The 20,404-nt window shown below is 36.2% G+C and carries 17 protein-coding genes and 1 pseudogene; 17 read left to right on the top strand and 1 reads right to left on the bottom strand.

What is annotated here, in order from left to right:
- Positions 1–6: 6 nt before the first annotated feature.
- The 8 genes from mutS (at position 7) to ACQKNX_RS13155 (ending at position 10,256) form a co-directional block, all read left to right on the top strand.
- Positions 7–2,574: a DNA mismatch repair protein MutS gene (mutS, locus tag ACQKNX_RS13190; protein WP_427429282.1), complete on the top strand. Its 2,568-nt coding sequence runs from the start codon at positions 7–9 to the stop codon at positions 2,572–2,574.
- A 14-nt stretch (positions 2,575–2,588) separates the two neighbouring features.
- A complete protein-coding gene (gene mutL, locus ACQKNX_RS13185; RefSeq protein ID WP_427429281.1) occupies positions 2,589–4,481 on the top strand; it encodes a DNA mismatch repair endonuclease MutL in 1,893 nt (630 codons plus the stop codon).
- 87 nt (positions 4,482–4,568) lie between these two features.
- On the top strand, positions 4,569–6,062 hold the full coding sequence (gene glpK, locus ACQKNX_RS13180) for a glycerol kinase GlpK (RefSeq protein WP_427429280.1): 1,494 nt from the start codon (positions 4,569–4,571) through the stop codon (positions 6,060–6,062).
- 17 nt (positions 6,063–6,079) lie between these two features.
- On the top strand, positions 6,080–7,726 hold the full coding sequence (locus tag ACQKNX_RS13175; RefSeq protein ID WP_427429279.1) for a glycerol-3-phosphate dehydrogenase/oxidase: 1,647 nt from the start codon (positions 6,080–6,082) through the stop codon (positions 7,724–7,726).
- Between the two features lie 3 nt (positions 7,727–7,729).
- Positions 7,730–8,650 carry an alpha/beta fold hydrolase gene (locus ACQKNX_RS13170; protein ID WP_427429278.1) on the top strand — a complete coding sequence of 307 codons (921 nt, stop codon included), beginning with the start codon at positions 7,730–7,732 and terminating at the stop codon, positions 8,648–8,650.
- The gene (gene miaA, locus ACQKNX_RS13165) at positions 8,637–9,530 is read left to right on the top strand and encodes a tRNA (adenosine(37)-N6)-dimethylallyltransferase MiaA (RefSeq protein ID WP_427429277.1); all 894 of its coding nucleotides are present in this window, start codon (positions 8,637–8,639) and stop codon (positions 9,528–9,530) included. The genes ACQKNX_RS13170 and miaA overlap by 14 nt, the downstream gene beginning before the upstream one ends.
- 98 nt (positions 9,531–9,628) lie before the next feature.
- Positions 9,629–9,859 carry an RNA chaperone Hfq gene (gene hfq / locus ACQKNX_RS13160; protein WP_228134406.1) on the top strand — a complete coding sequence of 77 codons (231 nt, stop codon included), beginning with the start codon at positions 9,629–9,631 and terminating at the stop codon, positions 9,857–9,859.
- Between the two features lie 94 nt (positions 9,860–9,953).
- Complete coding sequence (locus tag ACQKNX_RS13155; RefSeq protein WP_427429276.1) at positions 9,954–10,256, top strand: rhodanese-like domain-containing protein; 303 nt, start codon at positions 9,954–9,956, stop codon at positions 10,254–10,256.
- Between the two features lie 447 nt (positions 10,257–10,703).
- Here ACQKNX_RS13155 and ACQKNX_RS13150 read toward each other — a convergent pair.
- Positions 10,704–10,895: pseudogene (locus ACQKNX_RS13150) on the bottom strand (response regulator transcription factor); the annotation flags it as partial.
- Between the two features lie 469 nt (positions 10,896–11,364).
- On the opposite strand from ACQKNX_RS13150, the gene ACQKNX_RS13145 reads away from it, so the two are divergent.
- Genes ACQKNX_RS13145 through ACQKNX_RS13105 form a run of 9 tightly spaced genes read left to right on the top strand, consistent with a single transcriptional unit; the run spans position 11,365 to position 20,392 of the window.
- Positions 11,365–12,501, top strand: a complete 1,137-nt coding sequence (locus ACQKNX_RS13145) for a class I SAM-dependent methyltransferase (RefSeq protein ID WP_427429275.1) — start codon at positions 11,365–11,367, stop codon at positions 12,499–12,501.
- A gap of 37 nt (positions 12,502–12,538) precedes the next feature.
- On the top strand, positions 12,539–12,820 hold the full coding sequence (locus ACQKNX_RS13140; RefSeq protein ID WP_054610416.1) for an acyl carrier protein: 282 nt from the start codon (positions 12,539–12,541) through the stop codon (positions 12,818–12,820).
- A gap of 6 nt (positions 12,821–12,826) precedes the next feature.
- On the top strand, positions 12,827–14,038 hold the full coding sequence (locus tag ACQKNX_RS13135) for a beta-ketoacyl-[acyl-carrier-protein] synthase family protein (RefSeq protein ID WP_427429274.1): 1,212 nt from the start codon (positions 12,827–12,829) through the stop codon (positions 14,036–14,038).
- A gap of 25 nt (positions 14,039–14,063) precedes the next feature.
- On the top strand, positions 14,064–15,623 hold the full coding sequence (locus ACQKNX_RS13130; protein WP_427429273.1) for a phytoene desaturase family protein: 1,560 nt from the start codon (positions 14,064–14,066) through the stop codon (positions 15,621–15,623).
- Positions 15,624–15,655: 32 nt separating this feature from the next.
- Entirely contained in the window at positions 15,656–16,393 is a 738-nt protein-coding gene (locus tag ACQKNX_RS13125) for an MBL fold metallo-hydrolase (protein WP_427429272.1), read from the top strand.
- Between the two features lie 11 nt (positions 16,394–16,404).
- Positions 16,405–17,751 carry a hypothetical protein gene (locus ACQKNX_RS13120; protein ID WP_427429271.1) on the top strand — a complete coding sequence of 449 codons (1,347 nt, stop codon included), beginning with the start codon at positions 16,405–16,407 and terminating at the stop codon, positions 17,749–17,751.
- A 23-nt stretch (positions 17,752–17,774) separates the two neighbouring features.
- Positions 17,775–18,230 (top strand): acyl-CoA thioesterase, encoded by a 456-nt coding sequence (locus ACQKNX_RS13115; protein ID WP_427429270.1) that lies wholly within the window; start codon positions 17,775–17,777, stop codon positions 18,228–18,230.
- Positions 18,231–18,234: 4 nt separating this feature from the next.
- Positions 18,235–19,263: a hypothetical protein gene (locus ACQKNX_RS13110; RefSeq protein WP_427429269.1), complete on the top strand. Its 1,029-nt coding sequence runs from the start codon at positions 18,235–18,237 to the stop codon at positions 19,261–19,263.
- Positions 19,264–19,276: 13 nt separating this feature from the next.
- Positions 19,277–20,392, top strand: a complete 1,116-nt coding sequence (locus tag ACQKNX_RS13105; RefSeq protein WP_427429268.1) for a DUF4872 domain-containing protein — start codon at positions 19,277–19,279, stop codon at positions 20,390–20,392.
- Positions 20,393–20,404 lie beyond the last annotated feature (12 nt).

Genomic DNA, 20,404 nt, shown 5'->3' with positions numbered 1-20,404 from the left:
TTTTAAATGACAACTTATACACCAATGATGCAACAATATTTGCAAGTAAAAGAAGATTATAAGGATGCCTTTTTATTTTTTAGATTAGGTGACTTTTACGAAATGTTTTTTGAAGATGCAATTAATGCATCACAAATTTTAGAAATTACTTTAACGAGCCGAGATGCAGGCGCTAAGGAGCGCATTCCAATGTGTGGAGTGCCACATCACTCGGCAAAAAATTATATTGAAACACTTGTGCAAAAAGGCTATAAAGTTGCAATTTGTGAGCAAACGGAGGATCCTAAGCAAGCAAAAGGTGTAGTCAAACGTGAAGTAGTCCAACTTATTACTCCAGGTACTATTATGGAAGGTAAGGCGCTAGATGGTAAAACCAATCATTTTATAGGCGCAGCAGAACAATTGGATGCCACGACATTTGGCTATGCCTACTTGGATCTATCTACAGGTGAAGCAATAGCGTCAACAATTGAAGGGGATGGCAAGGCACTTCTGATGCAGATGCAGGCATATGGTATTCGAGAATTAATCGTAACAGAGAGCTTACAGCTTTTGTTAGCTGAACATGCAATGAATGTTGGCATTGTCCTATCCGTTGAAGAAGATGAAATGACGATGGACAAAGCAGTGAACTATTTAGAAGCGGTTCCAGCAACTATACAGTTAGCTTGCCTTCGTTTGCTTCATTATATTGATAAGACACAAATGCGTTCACTTTCTCATATTCAAGCGTTTACCTTTAATGAAATGAAAAACTATTTACGTATCGATTCTAGCTCAAAGCGTAACTTAGAACTGATTCAGTCCATTCGTGGCGGCGACCAAAAGGGTACATTGTTATGGCTATTAGATGACACTGTTACAGCGATGGGTGGACGTAAGCTGAAGCAGTGGCTCCATCAACCGTTAGCATCACGCTCAGCTATTGAGGATAGACTTGCGATGGTTAGTGATTTATTAGAAGAATATTTTGTAAGATCGGAATTACAAATCTCTCTAAAACAAGTATATGATTTAGAACGTTTAGCTGGTCGTGTGGCGTTTGGCAATGTAGGCGGGCGCGATTTAGCGCAGCTTCGCGACTCACTACGACAAGTTCCAGTTATCCAACAACAGCTTATTGAGGCAAATAAAGAAACATTGCACAAGTTAGGTGCAGCACTCGATACATGTGCTGACGTTGAGGCTTTATTGGCACTTGCTATTACAGATAACCCACCAATCACTATTAAAGAAGGTGATGTTATCCGAGATGGCTATAATGAACGATTAGATGAACTGCGTTATGCGTCTCGCAATGGCAAGGACTGGATAGCCCAGTTAGAACAAGCGGAACGTACGAAAACGGGCATTAAAAACTTGAAAATAGGCTATAATCGTATTTTTGGCTATTATATCGAAATTACAAAATCTAATATCCATTTGGCAGATTTAACACGCTATGAACGTAAGCAAACACTCGCAAATGCGGAACGTTATATTACGCAGGAACTGAAAGAAAAAGAGTCACTTATTTTGAATGCTGAGGAAGAAAGCTTGGCATTGGAGTACAACCTATTCGTTGAAATACGTGAACAATTAAAGTCATTCATTCCACGTGTACAAGCGTTAGCAGCTAGCATTAGTGAATTAGATGTATTACTTAGCTTTGCAAGCGTTTCTGAAAAATATCGTTTTACGAAGCCAGAATTTCATGCGGGACGTGCGCTTGAAATTATTGAAGGACGACACCCAGTTGTTGAGAAAATGCTCAATAAGCAAATGTATGTACCGAATGATTGTGTGCTAGAAGAAAATCACAACATGATGCTCATTACAGGGCCCAATATGTCTGGTAAAAGTACGTATATGCGCCAAGTTGCACTTATTGTTGTGATGGCACAAATGGGATGCTATGTGCCTGCGGAAAAGGCAAGATTACCAATTACAGATCAAATTTTTACACGGATTGGTGCAGCGGATGATTTAGCTGCAGGACAATCAACATTTATGGTGGAAATGCTAGAATCACAGCATGCGATTATGCATGCAACTCAAAATAGCTTAATGCTATTTGATGAAATTGGTCGTGGAACTTCCACATATGATGGTATGAGTCTTGCGCAATCTATGATGGAATATATTCATGACAAAATAGGCGCAAATACACTGTTTTCTACACATTATCATGAATTGACAGCTTTAGAAAAAGAGTTACCTCGCTTACAAAATGTTCATGTATCTGCCACTGAAAAGAATGGAACAGTTGTCTTTTTACACAAGGTAAAAAAGGGGGCGGCAGATAAATCATATGGTATTCATGTAGCGCAGCTAGCACAATTACCAGAGGAAATTTTAGAGAGAGCTCGTATATTGCTCGAAAACTTTGAGGCAGGTAAAGAACTTCCTGTGTCCCAAGAAGTGGTAGAACAACCTGTACAAATGTCGCTCTTTACAGAAGAAGCGGAGTTGCCTTCAGCTGAGGCAGATGTCTTGAAAAGCTTGGAGAAGGTGAATATTTTAGGCACATCACCAATGCAGGCCATTAATATTTTATATGAATTACAACAGCAATTAGTTAACGCTAAAAAATAAAGGAGTGAAGCGCCATGGGGAAAATTCAAATTATGGACGCGTGGCTATCCAATAGAATTGCCGCGGGGGAAGTAGTAGAACGACCAGCATCTGTAGTCAAAGAACTAGTTGAAAATGCAATTGATGCTGGTAGTACGTCCATTGATGTCTTTTTACTAGAAGCGGGCCTCACTTCAATTCAAGTTATTGATAATGGTAGTGGGATGGATGAGGAAGACGCACTGATTTCTTTCTCACGCCATGCAACAAGTAAGATTCATCAGGAGCATGATTTATTTCGTATTCGTACTTTAGGATTTCGTGGTGAGGCATTAGCATCAATCGCATCGGTATCCAAAATGACGATGATTACTTCGACTGGTGAATCAGGGACGTATGTGGAACTAGAGGGTGGCCATGTGACAATGCAAAAGCCTGGGCCATTGCGTAAAGGAACAGATATTACAGTGGCACAGCTATTTTTCAATACGCCTGCGCGTTTAAAATATATGAAAACGATACAAACCGAGCTTGGGCATACGATTGATCTTATGAACCGTCTAGCGCTTGGTAATCCACAAATTGCTTTTCGATTGCTACATAACGGTCAGCAGTTGCTACAGACAAATGGACGAGGCGATGTACAGCAAGTACTTGCCGCGATTTATGGCATGCATAATGCGAAAAAAATGGTGCCGTTTCAAGGGGAGTCTCATGACTATAAGGTGTCTGGCTTTGTATCTTTACCAGAGGTGACGCGTGCTTCTAAAAATTATATGTCGCTGTTTGTTAATGGTCGTTGGGTGAAACATTATTTGGTGCAAAAGGCTATTATTGATGCATACCATACGTATTTACCGATTGAGCGTTTTCCAATTGTAGCGCTTTATATCGAAGGTGACCCTTATTTAACAGACGTAAATGTTCATCCAGCCAAACACCAAATACGTTTAAGTAAAGAACCAGAGCTACTGAAATTGATTGAAGAAACAATTCGTGGCAAAATTCGAGAAGTTATGCGTGTACCACTAATGGAAAAGAAAGAAAAAATTCCGAAACCTGCAACAGAACAGCTAAATATTTGGAAGCCTACCCCGAAGCTGGATGTTGAAAAAATGAACGCTATCGTTGAAAAGCTTTATGATGCGCAAACTGTTCACGAGTCCAGCATATTGCCAGTTGAGGAGCCAGCACCAACAGCCACAGTTAAAGAAGAGAGCTGGCAACCAATTCAACAATTAGAAACAAATCAGGTTGAAGTAGAGTCACCAATAGAGCACATGGAGTTTCTAAATGAGGAACTTCAAATAGAAGAATCTCAAATAGAAGAACCTAAAAAAGAACCATTCCCTACTCTTGAAGTAGTAGGTCAAATTCACGGGACATATATCGTTGCACAAATGGAGGATGGCTTTTATTTAATCGACCAACATGCGGCACAGGAGCGTATTAAGTACGAGTTTTTCCGTGAAAAAGTTGGGCAAGTTAATCCGAACGAACGACAGACATTATTACTTCCCTTGACCTTCCATTACGCAGCAGATGAGGCGCTTATACTGCGTGAAAATAGACAGCAGCTAGAGGCGGTTGGCGTATTTTTAGAGGATTTTGGACAGTCATCATTTGTTATTCGTGAGCATCCTAGTTGGTTTCCAAATGGCGAGGAGCAGGACATTATTGAGGATTTAATTGAGCAAGTATTGACGACAAAAAAGGCAGATGTTAAAAAAATGCGTGAGGCAGCAGCCATTATGATGAGCTGTAAAAAGTCTATTAAGGCTAATCATTATTTAACGAAAGAGCAAATGGTTGCATTGCTAGACGATTTACGCGAAGCAGACAATCCATTTACCTGTCCACATGGTCGCCCAGTGCTAATTCATTTTACAACCTATGAAGTGGAAAAAATGTTCAAACGGGTAATGTAGTGATAACTGAGCATCGAGGTCGCAGTAACTAAAAGAAAAACCTACAGCAATCTCGTGCGTGGTGAGAAAACCTAAGGGGGAGAAAAAATGGGTGAATTTATTTTAGCAATTGATCAAGGTACGACAAGTTCAAGAGCGATTTTATTCAATCATAAAGGTGAAATTGTCCATGTTGCACAAAAGGAATTTCAGCAGTATTTTCCGAAGGCAGGCTGGGTAGAGCATAACGCCAATGAGATTTGGGGATCAGTGCTCTCAGTTATCGCAGCTGTGTTAACTGAAAGTGGTCATGAAGCAAGTGAGGTACATGCAATTGGCATTACAAATCAGCGGGAAACAACGGTAGTTTGGGATAAACATACTGGTCAGCCTGTCTACAATGCTATCGTTTGGCAATCAAGGCAAACCCAGGACATTGTTAAAGAGTTGAAGGAACAAGGCCATGAAAAAATGTTTCAGCAAAAGACAGGGTTACGTTTGGATTCCTATTTCTCTGCAACAAAAATTAAATGGATTTTAGACAATGTTGAAGGTGCACGTGACAAGGCAGAAAATGGTGATTTACTATTCGGCACGATTGATTCTTGGATTGTTTGGCGATTATCAAAAGGGAAGGCACATATTACGGATTATTCGAATGCGGCGCGGACATTACTTTATAATATCCATGAACTACAGTGGGACGAAGAGCTTTGCGAGCTACTAAATATCCCAATGACGATGTTACCAGAAGTAAGAAATTCGTCAGAAATCTATACGAAAACAGCACCGAGCGTATTTTTTGGACAAGAAACGCCAATTGCAGGTATTGCTGGCGACCAGCAGGCAGCGCTCTTTGGGCAAACATGCTTTGCGAAGGGCATGGCTAAAAATACGTACGGTACCGGTTGTTTTATGTTGTTAAATACGGGTGAACAGGCTATACATTCTGAAAATGGCTTGCTTACAACGATTGCTTGGGGCATTGATGGCACTGTGACATATGCATTAGAAGGCAGTGTTTTTGTAGCAGGTTCAGCAATTCAGTGGTTACGTGATGGTCTTCGAATGATTCGCACTGCTAAGGAATCTGAAAAATATGCAACAAAGGTAGCTGATACAGATGGTGTATACGTTGTACCTGCATTTGTAGGATTAGGCACACCATACTGGGATACCGATGCCCGTGGCGCTATTTTTGGTTTGACACGAGGTACTTCAAAAGAACATTTTATCCGTGCAACGCTTGAATCATTGGCTTATCAGACGAAAGATGTACTGGATGCAATGGAGGAAGCAGCTGGCACACCAATTGAAGTATTGCGGGTAGATGGTGGAGCTGTAAGTAATGGCTTCTTAATGCAATTCCAAAGTGATATTTTACAGTTAGAGGTGGAGTTAGCAAAGCTTAATGAATCGACTGCACTCGGGGCAGCCTATTTAGCAGGGCTAGCAACTGGATTTTGGGAAAATAAAGAGGCGTTAGCTGCATTATGGGCAAATGGGCAAACCTATCAATCCAAAATGACCACAGAGCAAAGCGCAAAATTATATGCGGGCTGGCAAAGAGCTGTGGAGGCTACACGTTTATTCAAATCATAGCTAATGGGGGAGAAAGTATGTTTTCATTTGAGCATCGACCTAAAATTATGGATTATTTAGAGCAATATAGCTTTGACGTATTAGTAATTGGAGGTGGCATTACAGGTGCTGGAATTGCACTAGATGCCGCATCAAGAGGATTATCTGTCGCCTTAATTGAGATGCAGGATTTTGCGGCTGGTACATCAAGCCGTTCAACAAAGCTTATTCACGGAGGCCTTCGATATTTAAAACAATTTGATATGGGTGTAGTGGCTGAAGTTGGGCGTGAACGCGAAATCGTTTATGATAATGCTGTCCATGTAACCACACCTGAAAAGATGCTGTTGCCTCTATATAAGCATGGTTCACTTGGTCCGTTTACGACTTCAATAGCATTGAAGGTTTATGACCGATTAGCAGGTGTGAAAAAGCAAGAACGTCGCACAATGTTGAGTGCCCAAGAAACAGCAGCGCTTGAGCCATTACTAAAGCGTGATGAGCTCGTTGGCGGCGGCTATTATGTGGAGTATCGTACCGATGATGCACGTTTAACAATTGAAGTGTTAAAAAAAGCGGTTGAATATGGCGCACTTTGTGTAAACTATGCTGAAATGACAGGATTTTTATATAACAAGAAAAAGCTAATTGGGGCAAAAGTAAAAGATCATGTAACAGGAAAAGTAGTGGAAGTTCATGCGGCGCAAATCGTCAATGCTACTGGCCCTTGGGTAGATGAAGTACGACAAAAGGATAAAAGTACGGACAAAAAACAATTACGTCTGACAAAAGGTGTCCATATTGTACTCAATCAAAAGCATTTCCCATTGCAACAGGCAGTCTATTTTGATATTCCAGATGGTCGTATGGCTTTTGCAATTCCACGTGATGGTAAAACATATTTAGGGACAACGGATACAGTATATGAAGGAAATCCTATACACCCTACCGCAACACAACAAGATGTAGATTATTTAATTGAGGCTGCTAAAAATGTTTTTCCAACAGCCGAAATTACAAGAGAAACAGTTGAATCTTCTTGGGCAGGTGTACGTCCACTTATTTTCGAAAAAGGGAAAGACCCTTCTGAAATCTCGCGTAAAGATGAGATTTGGACAGCATCAAGTGGTTTGATGACCATTGCTGGTGGCAAGCTAACAGGCTACCGCCAAATGGCCGAAACAATTGTTGATAAAATTGTCAAAACACATAAATTTAAGCATGCAAGTCCATGTACGACACGCGAGCTGTCGCTTTCTGGTGCAAAGGGCATTAATGCTATTAATTTCCCTGATTATACTGCATATAAAGCTAGAGAGGGTGTTCAGTATGGCCTGAATTATGATGAAGCAAAGCATCTTGTGCAAAAGTATGGTACAAATGTTGACGCTTTATTTGATCAGGTGAAGTATTTGCATGAGCATGGCAGTACAATGCCTCTCGTGTTACATGCGATGCTGCTCTATGGTATAGAAGCGGAAATGGTTTATACACCTTGTGATTTCTTTATTCGTCGTACGGGATTATTATACTTTGATATTGATGCAGTGAAACGATATAAGGAGCAAGTAATTCAAGTCATGCAACAGCGTTTTCACTACTCAGAATCCCAAAGAAATACTTATGTTGCTCAATTAGAACAAGCTATAATAGATGCCACAAGTTTTGCGGATGTGGAGGTGTAGTAAATGGAAGAGCGTTATATGAAAATGTCGGATGGATATTTTGTGTTTACGCGAACATTGACTCCGGCTATTCCATGCAAAGGTCATTTTCATATTTTACATGGCATGGCAGAGCATAGTGGCCGTTATCTAAAATTTGCTCGAATACTATGTGCAGCAGGCTATGCAGTTACGATGCATGATCATCGTGGACATGGAGAAACAGCATCTTATAATGGCACATTAGGTTTTTTCGCTGAGAAAAATGGTTTTGACCGTGTTGTAGAAGATGCCCATGAAGTGATAATAACTATGCATGCCCAATTTGCAGATGTGCCTTTAATTGTGTTCGGTCATAGTATGGGTTCTTTTATTGCTAGAAGGTATATTCAGCTTTACGGCAATGGCGTGGATAACGTTATACTTTGTGGAACAGGAAACGTCTCAACATTGCATAAGATTGGACATTATGTTGCACAAGTATTGGCAATGCAGCGCGGCAAAGAGTTGGAGAGTCCTTTATTAAATAAATTGAGTTTTGGGAGTTTTAATAAGCAATTTCCAAATGCTAAAACAGCGTATGATTGGTTATGTTCTGTAGAGCATGAGGTGCAAAAATATATCGATGATCCATATTGTGGCTTTATACCAACGAATCAATTTTTTGTTGATTTAACGGCTGGCCTTATGGTGCTGAATCGAAAAACAGAGATTGAAAAAATAAATAAAAACTTACCGATCCTTTTGATAAGTGGTAGCAAGGACCCTGTTGGTGACGGTGGCCAAGGAGTGTATACCGTGGCAGAGCGTTTTGCAACGGCAGGTATACAGGATGTTACAGTCTATTTATTTGAAGATAAGCGACACGAAATTTTAAATGAAGGCAATCATCAGGCGGTTCATCAAGTTTTATTACGGTGGTTAGAAAAGTATGATACAAAATAAAATACAGCAAGCAGAGGTCGTAGCAATCGTTGGACCAACGGCCTCTGGTAAAACAGCACTGAGCATTGAGCTAGCAAAAAAGTTTAATGGTGAAATTATTAATGGCGATTCGATGCAAATTTATAAAGATTTAAATATTGGGACAGCGAAAATTACTGAAGAAGAGATGCAAGGTGTACCACACCATTTATTAAGCTTCAAAGAACCAACAGAATCCTTTTCAGTAGCGGATTATCAAAAACTGGTGCGTGCCAAAATTAGTGAAATACAGGCACGTGGGAAGTTGCCAATTATTGTTGGAGGCTCTGGATTATATGTACAAGCAGTGCTCTATGATTTCCAATTTACAGAGGAGCAGGTAGATGAAGTAGCACGTAAGGTTTATTATGAGGAGCTAGAAAAGTTAGGTCCAGAAGCTATGCATGCAAAACTATTAGCATTGGATCCGAAAACGGCAGAAACAATTCATCCGAATAATACAAGACGTGTTATTCGAGCATTAGAAATGATTGAATTAAGTGGTGTTTCAAAGGCTTCAGAGGAACATAATCGTGGAGAAATCCCACTTTATCGCCATTTGATTTTAGGGCTTGGTGAAAATATGTCACGCGATGAGCTTTATGATCGCATAAATCGCCGAGTAGATTTGATGATGGATAAAGGGCTGTTACAAGAAGTAAAAGGCTTATGGCAGCAAAATATTCGAGATGTACAGTCAATACAAGCGATTGGCTATAAGGAATTGTATGATTACTTAGATGGTCGATGCACATTAGAAGAAGCAATTGAAAGTTTAAAACAAAATTCTCGTCGTTACGCGAAAAGACAACTTACTTATTTCCGTAATAAGATGGACATTCATTTTATTGAAAAAGACTAAAAACTTTAATAAATTCTAAAAATTACTAATTGATAAATTGGTATAACATGCTACTATAGGAATGAAGAGGTAGAAAGAGAGTAGGGGAGGCGCAATCTATGAAATCAATCAATTTGCAAGATACGTTTTTGAACCATCTACGTAAAAACAGTGTTTTTGTAACTGTGTTTCTGTTAAACGGGTTCCAGTTAAAAGGAACAGTGAAATCCTATGACAACTTTACAGTATTATTAGTTGATGCTGAAAGCAAACAGCATCTCATTTACAAACACGCAATTTCTACTTTTGTTCCAGCAAAGCAAGTCGAATTTTTAGAGACAGAAGAATAGAGTCATTTTAAGCAGCTAGTGCTACATCACTAGCTGTTTTTTTTCGTTCACGCTATAATGTAATAGGAAATTGATATATTGGAGGACTATAAAAATGAAATCAATGGATACAATGCAATTATTAGAACAACTAGATGCTAACGAGGACCTATACATTATTGATGTGCGAGAAGATGATGAGGTAGCACAAGGTGTCATTCCTGGTGCTAAGCATATAGCGCTTGGAACAATTCCAGAGCGTTTAGATGAGATAGATAGATCTAAGCCTTATATTATCGTATGTAAAGCTGGCGGACGCTCGGCAAATGCATGTGCTTATTTAGAGGCACAAGGCTTTGATGTAACAAATCTTGAAGGCGGCATGCTTGCCTATGATGGGGAATTAGAATTTAAATAAACATTTATGCACAAAATGATAGATGTCATTTAATTTTTGAACCTTTTTTGTAAAGAAATAAAGAGTACGGAATAAAAACATAACAATTTAATAAACCTTTATACTCCCTATAGTAGACAGAATTTCATAAAAATCTGTCTACTATAGGGAGTATTTTTATTTATAACAAATTGTGTGAATTAAATTATTAAAATTTTGATGAAGGGATTTAAACAATATGAAAATTCTTTAATGATTGAAAAGGATTAGGAAATGATTTAATGAAAAGAAAAGCTCTTTAGAAGTAATGTTCTTGTAAATTATTTTGAAACCAATTATTGAGGTACAATTTATTTCTTAACTTACTTGTATTTATTTCTAGAGGTGAAATTATGTATTTTTTCGAGAAATAAATAAAAGAAAGCCGTATCTTTATCCTTAAAGGTTAGTTAATTTTCTAGATATCCGTTAAATGTGCAGTAAGCCAATTTTAATGGCTATTACAACAGCACCGACACGGGAATCAACATTTAGTTTTCTAATAATAGACGAGATATGATGCTCAACTGTTCTTTTGCTAATGCCTAGTTCTTCGCTAATATCATTATTTGTTTTATCCTCAGCTATCCGTTGTAGTACTTCTTGCTCTTTAGGTGTAAGCGTAATCATCTAAAAACACTCCTTCACGATTAAATATACCTTATATTACCATTAATATACTTAATATTCTATATTATGGATAAAAAATATTTTATAAAAAAAGTGACAATTTTATGTAATTATTTAAAAAAACAGAAAAATTGCGTGATTTACGGATTTTTTTAAAAGGAAATTTTGGTAAATTTATAACTGCTAATAAAGAATAATGATTAAAACTATTCAAACAAAAATAGTTAATGAATTTTTGAACATCAAAAAGTGAATTCCTTACATAAATGAAGTTTTAGCGATAATTACAGCGAATAATTTATTTATAAATATTATTAAATAAATAATTTATTTTGTAATATTGACAAAGAAAAAAATAAATAATATATTATTTTATGTAAGTTATGGTATTTTTTGGTATAGTATTATACTTTTTTTATATTTATACTTACAGAAATTATCAGGAGAGGAGGAAAAGAAATTGGGAAATGCAACTATTCAGGAATGGGTTAAAAATAAAGAAAAAGACCTACATATAAAAGTAGGCTTGAATTTTTTAAATCAATATGCAATAAGTGTGATTTGCAAAATATTCTATGAAGAGGCAATTTTTAAAGATTTTGAGGCGTTGACAGTAGAAGAAATCATTCAAAAAAAGGGTTATAGTGAGGCATCCTCAAAAAGGCCGCTAGAATTAATGTGTACTTGGCTATGTACAAAGGATATTTTGAAGAAGGTAGTAGGTGAAGATCAAAAGGTTAGATACGCTACTACCAAGACTATACCGTATCCTGATTTACTACAGCTTGAAAAAAGTGTAGTAGGAAGGACGATGCCAGGAGCAACACAGCTATTACAATTACCTCTTAAATATGCAAATGAGATATTGTCGGGTCAAACTACAAATGAAAAGTTATATGCTCACCATTCGGTACCACTCTGGCAATCTTATTTTAGCCATCCGGGTATGTATATTCCTTCTGAGCTTGCTGCGCAGTTTATATACAATAAAATAAAAAACCGAACTGATCCAATAATAATAATGGAAGTGGGAGCTGGTTCCGCAAATGGAACACGGGCATTATATGAATTATTGCTTTCCAAAGGTCAATTGAATTTAGTCGAAAAATTTATCATAAGCGATTTCTCGGAAGAATTTCTTGAAAATTGCGAAAGTGAAATAAAGAATAAATACGGTTTCCAAGACATCTTTGAATATAAATTGTTTGATCTTAATAGTTCCCCAGCAAAACAAGGAATAGAGAAGGCGTCAGTTGATTATATTTTAGGCGTTAATTGTTTGCATTATATTAAAGATTGGTCAATGCAGTTCCAAGAGATACGTAGTATTTTGAAAGATGAGGGATGGTTTTTATCAGCTGGATATTTTAGAGATACGCTAAATATTCCTTTCCATATTGAATTACATGGTAGTTTCTTTGAAGAATACCATGATGTTGTTCTAAATGAAAAATTCCGACCTGAATTCGGTATTATGACGCCAGAATTATTTGAAAGTGCATTAATTAATTCAGGATATTCTGAAACTGAAATTTGGCCACAAAGAGATATTTGGGGAAATTTAGACTTTTACTGTGGAATTGTAGCAGGAAGATAAAGAAAACTAAAAAACTAAAATAATAGGAGATTAAATTATGAATAATTTAACTAAAAATATTGAGAATGAAGTTAAGCAAATGATTGTTGATCGATTAGGATTATTAGACGTTGAAGTTGAAAGCATTGATAATGATGCGCCAATTTTTCTTTCCTTTGATGCAGAAGGCACAGGTTTAGGACTTGATTCTGTTGATGCATTAGAACTAGTTGTAGGGTTAAATGAAGTATTCGACATACAAGTAACTGATGAAGATATGGCTATTTTCCGTAATGTTTCTAGTATTGCAGATTTTATTCGCGAGAAAAAAGGGGAATAAAACGGAATGGCTAAGAGCTCTAATCGAGTTGTAGTTACAGGACTTGGTATTGTTGCCCCAAACGGATATGATAAAGAAACATTTTGCCAAGCTTTGTTAAGTGGGCAAACTGGAATTGGCAGTGTTGAACGAATAGACATGTCTGATTTCCGTACTCAATTAGCGGGTGAAGTGAAAATTTCTTTTCCAGAAATGGCTAAAGAGCACAACTATGACCGGACGATATCATTGGCATGTCTTGCATTAAACGAAGCATTAATTGATAGTGGAATGGATTCTACATATTTAAGTAGCTTAGGTCCGCGTGCTGGGATGAGTTTTGCTACTTCTTTAGGTGGTAATTCTAGAATGATGGAATATTTGAAAGAAGAAATAGATGAAAGAAGAACCCAGCCAGAATGGTTAGCAGATTTAAATTTATTTTCTAATTACATTGCTAAATATGCTGGAGTTAAAGGAAATATAAGTTCCACTACATCCGCTTGTGCAGCAGGAACGGCTGCGGCAGGTATTGGATTTGATCAGATTAGACTAGGTCGTGCAGATGTAATGATAATTGGAGGTTCTGATCCACTAACTGAATTTTCCATTGCAGGCTTCCATTCTTTAAGGTCTCTAAGTCCCACTGCAAGCAAACCATTTGATGAAGATCGTGATGGTTTAGTTATTGGAGAAGGTGCATCAATAATTATTTTAGAAAACTATGAGCATGCTTTACAACGAGGAGCTCATATTTATGCAGAAATAATGGGCTATGGGCTAAGTAATGATGCTTATCATGTTACTTCACCTGATCCAAATGGTGGTGGTGCTATACGAGCCATGGAAATGGCATTACGTGATGCGGGTCTGAAGCCAGAAGATGTAGATTATATCAATGCACATGGTACTTCAACAATCGTAAACGATAAGATGGAGCTAAATGCTATTCGTCAAGTATTCCATGAGCATGCTTATAAAATTGCTATATCTTCAACTAAATCAATGACTGGACATTGTCTCGGTGCTGCAGGAAGTATTGAATTAGCGGCATGTATTTTAGCATTAGAAGGAGAGTTCATTCCGCCTACTGCAACATTAGAGAAACCAGAAGAAGGCTTTAGGGAGTTTCGATTAATTAAAACTAAGGGCAGAAAAGAGCCAATAAAAGTTGCCATGTCTAATTCTTTTGCCTTTGGAGGAAATACAGCATGTGTTGTTTTAAAAACAATAGATTAATGGGATGTTAGAAATGAGGTGCAGCTTGGTTAATACTGATTACGATGTTATTGTTATTGGTTCAGGTATAGGTGGTCTTTCCTCAGCAAGCGCTATGGCAAACAAAGGATATAAGGTTTTGGTTTGTGAGGCGGGAGGAAGAATTGGCGGTTACTGCCAATCGTTTGAAAGAAAGGGATTTCGTTTTAACTCATCCATTCATAAAATTGGTGGTCCCTTTCCTCGTTATTTAACAGAACAATTTCTAAGTTTAATGGGTGAGAGTAATCAACTTGAGTGGACAGAGTTCGAGGAATACGTTCAGGTCGGAAATATTAAAATTAATGCAGGATCGAAAACAATGAAGGAAGATTTGAAAAAACATTTTCCTTATGAATCTACTCAATTAGATACTTTTTTTTTCGATATTCAATTAGCGTTTAAAGAATTAATCTATCTTGAGAAAAACAGAAATAACATTACAGCATTTAATTCGGCAGCTATGAAATTACTGATGCAATATCAAGTTATAACGATAGAGCAATTGTTAAATAAGTACTTTCAAGATGAACATTTGCGCGGTATTTTATATGCTCTTTGCGATGGTACACCAGGACAAAGTGCAATCGTATTAGTAGTATTTTTAAATTTGCTTATTGGGAATTCAGTTCTACCAGTTGGGGGAGCTGAAAGTATATTAAATATAATGCTAAAAGTTGTAGAAAGAGCCGGAGGGAATTTACTATTAAATTCACGAGTAGAGCGTATTTTAGTTGAGGAAGGACGAGTAGTTGGAGTAGAAGTAAATGGGAAACAAATCTTTAGTAGATTTGTAGTCTCTAATGCAGATATCTATACTACATATGAAAAGTTAATCGGTCAAGAACATCTTTCACCCCGGTTCATCAATAAATTACAAAAAGTTTGGCAATCTAGTTCTTCCTGCTTTTCAGTTTGGTTAGGTTTAGATTGTCCAATACAGAATTTAGGTTGGAATGGGCAAAATATGAGTTATTACCAAAAATATGATCGATTATTTGAGATGAAAAAAGATCTATTAACTCCCGGTGGTAAACTTCCAAGTGACACTTACTGTTGGATAGGTACTTCTGCAAATCTTGATCCTACGTCATCGCCAAATGGATATTCTCAAGTTTCTTTAGGAATACCTATTTCCTACCAATTTGAAAATAATTGGGGCATTGAAAACGGGAGAAGAGGTACAGAATATCGTAAGACAAAAAAGCGTCTAGCAGAACAACTAATTGATTCCGTGGAACATATTTTACCAGGTTTGAAAGATCATATCATTGTAACAACTATTGCATCCCCACATACTTTTGAGAGATATTCACTTAACACTGGAGGCGCTTACTTAGGTTTTGCATTTAATCCTTCTTATTTACAGGATAGGATGAGACCAGAATCAAAAGGCTTGTTACAAGGGTTGTATCTAAGTAGTAACTGGAGTTCTATGGGAGGGGGATTTATCAAGGTCATGATGGAAGCATTAAGGGGCGCGGATTTAATGCTAATGGAAGACAAGCGTACAGATTTCTATGATTTTCAAAATCAATATTTTTTTGAACAAATGTCAAAAGTTTAATAGGTTAATTCAATTATAATCGGAGGTATATTTTGAAACGACCAATTACTGTGAATATTCTGGATTGCGGAAGAATTCGTTTTAAAGGGGATTCCAATTGGATGCCCGTACAAGCTTTTTTAATTCAAACATCTGAAGTAAATATTGTAGTAGATGCTGGGTTTCATCCTGATATTATTACAAATACAAAAGGATATTTAGGAATGCTGTCCTCGGTAGTAGAGATAGAGGTAACAAGAGAAAACCTTATTGATCACCAAATTAAACAGCATAATTTAGAAGTTTCTAATATAGATAAGGTGATATATTCCCATTTGCACTTTGACCATTGTGGAGGAGCTATCCTTTTTGAGGGAAAAGCATCAGAAATGGTACAGCTTAATGAATTTGAATCAGCTCATAATGCTCAATTTCACTTTGAATATAATCAAAAGGATATTGATTATGCGAAAAATTTCAAAAAAATTAAGGGTGATTTAGATTTATTAGGTAATGGAGAAATCCATCTTATCGAAACACCTGGACATTCTGCTGGTCACCAATCTATATGGATTAAAAATTCAAATGATTATGATATTTTATTGCTGTGTGATGCCTCCTATTCAGTACATCAATTTATCCACCGTGGTCATTCAAAATATCCTTTTAAAAAAGAATTAGAGATTACATCTATAAATCGACTGCATAAAATGATTGAAAATCGGAATAAACCTGTATGCGTCTACGCTGGTCATGATCCTATTCCTCAAATAATTTCAGAAAGGTTTTAAAAGGAAAATATATGGAGGATAAATATTTTGATGTTGTTGTATTAGGTGATAATTTGATTGCCATTACTGCCTCATTGTTACTAATGAAAAGAGGGCTTAAGGTTCAACGAATAGGGCAATCTCGCGAATATGATAAACAACCTTGTTTTCCACTTTATCACCAGGATGCCGATCAAGGGATTCTTGGTTTAATCGTAAGGGAAGTAGGAATATCAATCCCAACGAAGCCTATCTATCATATAGATAATTCTTTTTTTCCTGATTTTGAATGGAAGAGAACCCGCTCTCTCGATGAACAAAATAACTCTCTAGTAAAATTATTTCCTGAAGATAGTGAAGCGATAAATGTCTATTTTGAGGTAATAGAGGGGCTTGGAAAGGAATGGGCTGCCTTATTGAAAGGGAATATAATTTCAAATCCAAAAAAATTCCCCTATACAATAAAATACAGTAACCTTTCCTATGTGAATTTCCTTGAAAAATTGTTTAAGGGCAATCAAAAACTTATTAGTATTTTTTGCATTGCTCTTCCATGTAGTGATGTTGCTTTAACTGTTATGGCAGGTTACTTATACGGACAGGTTTATGATGGTTGTGTAATTAATGGCGGCATTCAAGAAGTTAAGCATCAAATGGAAATGATATTGAATGATGAAAATGTATATCTCCACAATACTCATTTACCGATCACTATTATAAATGAGGATACCCGTTTTAAAGTGCAATCACATTATCATACAGAGTGCTTTGCCAAATGCATACTAGATACAAGAGGAGACTTACAAAATTATGAAAAACGGTTAATTCCAGTTTCTAATTTATCTTTTCTTAGTATATTGCTTGAAGTAGAAGAAAATATCCAAGGTATACCAAGTACCGAAATTTGGTATGAATACCCTGATTATGATGTGCAAGCTTATTATAAGAAAATAGAAAATGGGATAATACCAAATGATATTGCTTTTACTCTTTGGAATCCAAATGCAAGAGTAGGGAAAGTAGAAAATGAATTGCGTATAGATATACCATTACCAGCACTTGAAAATAAAGAAAAATACAATGAAATAGTACATCGAGTTTTACGAAAATTAGAAGATAAAATTCCCAATCTTAAAGGCAAAATTATTAATCAACAAATATTTACGCCAGAGATGCATGAACAGTGGTCTAATTTGAATGGTGGATCAGGAACGAGATGGGCATTTTCAGTTAAGCAAGTCTTTAAAAATCCAATGCAGATGGAGGTAGCACCTTCATATTATAGTACTCATGAATGGGGATTTGCTTGGTTTTCTGTCGCTTATATTGTAGCAAATCAAATTACTTTAAAATTTGAAAAAAATGCCGTGAATAAGTAAGTATATGGGATGGGGAGAGAGATGTGACACAAATATTTGTATTTAAAACAACTCCGCGATTTAGCGATACTGACGCTTATGGCATTGTACATCATAGTAACTATTATAAAATTTTAGAAGAAGCAAGAATTAATTTTGCAAAAAGCGTACTGGATTTAAGTATGAAAAATTTTGATGAATTAGGCTATCAATTTCCTGTGATAAAAAGTGAATGTAATTATAAAATCCCCATATTTTATGAGGATAATTTAAGAATAGAAGTGAAATTTAGTATAGAGAAAGCTGCTAAATTAAATTTCTTCTATAAAATTTATAATGATACAACTAATCAAATTCATGCAGACGCGAAGACTTCCCATGTTTTTGTAGAGCAAGACGGGAAATTATGTTTAATCTATCCAGAATGGTTTATTTCAAAGTTAAGATTAGCATTAGATAAGCAAGAATATCAATTTGATTACAGTAAAAAGGGAAGTTGAAACGATGATTCAAACAAAGGGAAAAATCTATTTTCCAAAACTCTTAACTTTTCACGAGGAGTCAAATAATGTATTAATCAGTGCCGTCAGAACAAAATTAGCTGCGGACGGACTTCGTGTTAGTCCTTCATTACTTTTATTACTCGGTGGAGGAATAGACTTTTTTTATCGCAGTCAGATTGATGAAGGAAAAAATGAAAGTTATGCATCCGCAGTTAATCCTCACTTTTTAAGAGATTTATGTTTGCCATTGGGTTTGTACTTAGAAGATTTCAGAACTATTGATATCAGACGTTTACAACAAGATATAAAAAGAAACCTGTTATTGAGAGTCGCCCCTCCAATGATAGAAATTCCAGGTTGCATGTTGAATAGTGCCAATTTAGAAATATATCCAAAGGTATTAATGCTTGTAGCAGGTCTATCTGAAGATGAATCCGAACTCATTGTTTTACATCCTATGAAAAGGGAATATTTGCGTATTGCATATTCTTCTCTCGCTTCAATTTGTGAAGCAGAGGGGGGCATTCGTTGGTTAATGATAAATAGTCCTTCATTCTCAAAACCAGTGTTTCCACCTTTAGAATTAGGATTAAAACAATCTCTACAATTATCTTCATTTCGTAAGGTAAATGAATCGAATTTATTAGGAATGACTTTACTAAGAGGAGAACAAGCTTTTAAGAAATGTATAAATGACTTGTATTTTATAGGTACAGCATCAAATGAAGCTACGCAGGAACATTACTTTCAACATTTAATGAGTAATACGAGTATAGAGTTTGGAGTTACTTGGGGCAGAACCTTTCTAGCTGATGCATTGCAAGAAGTTCATTCCTTTTTTTCGATTGAACATATTTTACAAGATGCTAAAACACTAGCATGTAATTGGAAGATATGGACGGAAATTATTAGCAGTAGTAAAGATGATTATTCTACTATATCAAAACAAGCAATTGAGAAACTTAATGAAATATATATTACAGAAAAGAAAATAGCAGAATTTTTTATCAACTCCACTGAAGTTAGATGAGGTGTATATAAAAATGATATTAAGCCAATATCCTCACCGCTTAAGTATTTCATGCCGATCTGGGTCTTTAAGAGACGTTCTCGAATATCATGGTTTTCTATTTAGTGAAGCAATGATATTCGGGTTAGCCAGTGCCTTATCATTCGCTTATGTTCGACCAAGCCCAACATCGATGAATACGGAATTTGTTTTAATAAATGGTTCGATTCATTTCGATTACCATGAAATTAGCTCTTTATTAAGATTACATTATTCTAATCACTTCCCAAGAAATGATAGTGATGCTTGGGAAATAGCACGACAAGCTATAAAAGATAAACAACCTGTTTTATTAAGTGCGAGTTTACCTATATACCTGCCTTATTTAAAAACATCTCAAGTACCTTCATCAATATCAACACCAAAAAACGAAAATCAACAAAGATTTATTGAACAATCACAACAAATATTTTCTAGATTACGGACTCCTGTAGGAAATCATATTACTCAACTAATCGGTTATGATGAAGACAAAAACGAAGCATATATTTTAGAAAATAATATATCTATCGTTCAAACAATTCCGCTAACAGTATTAACTGAATCTCGTAATCCTAAAATAGAATGCATTAAATCTCCAAATAATGAAGTGATGATTTTTTATCCACCTCAAAAAATGCCTTCTTTAAATTTTGCTATTAATACAGCTATTTATCGCATGGTTCATTCATTTTTGTATTCTAGTTATCCTAGCAGTGGTTGGAAAGCAATTAAGAATTTGAAAGACGATTTTCCAAATTGGCCTGAATTAATGTCAAATGACAAGTTACAAAATTCGTTATTCATGATGCATTACTTGTCTGAAACTACTGGGGGCGGAGGGTTTTACCGGAAATTATATAGCCGTTTTCTTTTTGAGGCAGCAAAAATTCTTGGAGATACGGTATTACTTGAATGTTCAACAGAATATCGGGAAATCGCAACCATGTGGAGACATGTAACAAATTTATGTATGAACGGAGCATTACAACCAGAAAAAACAACTCGTAATCCTGAACTACTAGAGTTGTTGAATATACTGGTTATTCGTGAATATGATTTAGCCAAAAAGTTAGAAGCTCACATAAAATTGGGAAAAGAAAATGATTAATATTTGTCAAAT

Source organism: Lysinibacillus sp. NPDC093712, from assembly GCF_050280025.1.
In the GTDB taxonomy this organism is placed as follows: Bacteria; Bacillota; Bacilli; order Bacillales_A; family Planococcaceae; genus Lysinibacillus.
This window is presented reverse-complemented; position numbering and strand designations above follow the sequence as displayed.

What these genes read in the sequence shown, in the direction of transcription:
- mutS (WP_427429282.1), top strand. Translation starts at nt 7, where the DNA reads ATGACAACTTATACACCAATGATGCAACAATATTTGCAAGTAAAAGAA.
- mutL (WP_427429281.1), top strand. Translation starts at nt 2,589, where the DNA reads ATGGGGAAAATTCAAATTATGGACGCGTGGCTATCCAATAGAATTGCC.
- glpK (WP_427429280.1), top strand. Translation starts at nt 4,569, where the DNA reads ATGGGTGAATTTATTTTAGCAATTGATCAAGGTACGACAAGTTCAAGA.
- ACQKNX_RS13175 (WP_427429279.1), top strand. Translation starts at nt 6,080, where the DNA reads ATGTTTTCATTTGAGCATCGACCTAAAATTATGGATTATTTAGAGCAA.
- ACQKNX_RS13170 (WP_427429278.1), top strand. Translation starts at nt 7,730, where the DNA reads ATGGAAGAGCGTTATATGAAAATGTCGGATGGATATTTTGTGTTTACG.
- miaA (WP_427429277.1), top strand. Translation starts at nt 8,637, where the DNA reads ATGATACAAAATAAAATACAGCAAGCAGAGGTCGTAGCAATCGTTGGA.
- hfq (WP_228134406.1), top strand. Translation starts at nt 9,629, where the DNA reads ATGAAATCAATCAATTTGCAAGATACGTTTTTGAACCATCTACGTAAA.
- ACQKNX_RS13155 (WP_427429276.1), top strand. Translation starts at nt 9,954, where the DNA reads ATGAAATCAATGGATACAATGCAATTATTAGAACAACTAGATGCTAAC.
- ACQKNX_RS13140 (WP_054610416.1), top strand. Translation starts at nt 12,539, where the DNA reads ATGAATAATTTAACTAAAAATATTGAGAATGAAGTTAAGCAAATGATT.
- ACQKNX_RS13135 (WP_427429274.1), top strand. Translation starts at nt 12,827, where the DNA reads ATGGCTAAGAGCTCTAATCGAGTTGTAGTTACAGGACTTGGTATTGTT.
- ACQKNX_RS13120 (WP_427429271.1), top strand. Translation starts at nt 16,405, where the DNA reads ATGGAGGATAAATATTTTGATGTTGTTGTATTAGGTGATAATTTGATT.
- ACQKNX_RS13110 (WP_427429269.1), top strand. Translation starts at nt 18,235, where the DNA reads ATGATTCAAACAAAGGGAAAAATCTATTTTCCAAAACTCTTAACTTTT.
- ACQKNX_RS13105 (WP_427429268.1), top strand. Translation starts at nt 19,277, where the DNA reads ATGATATTAAGCCAATATCCTCACCGCTTAAGTATTTCATGCCGATCT.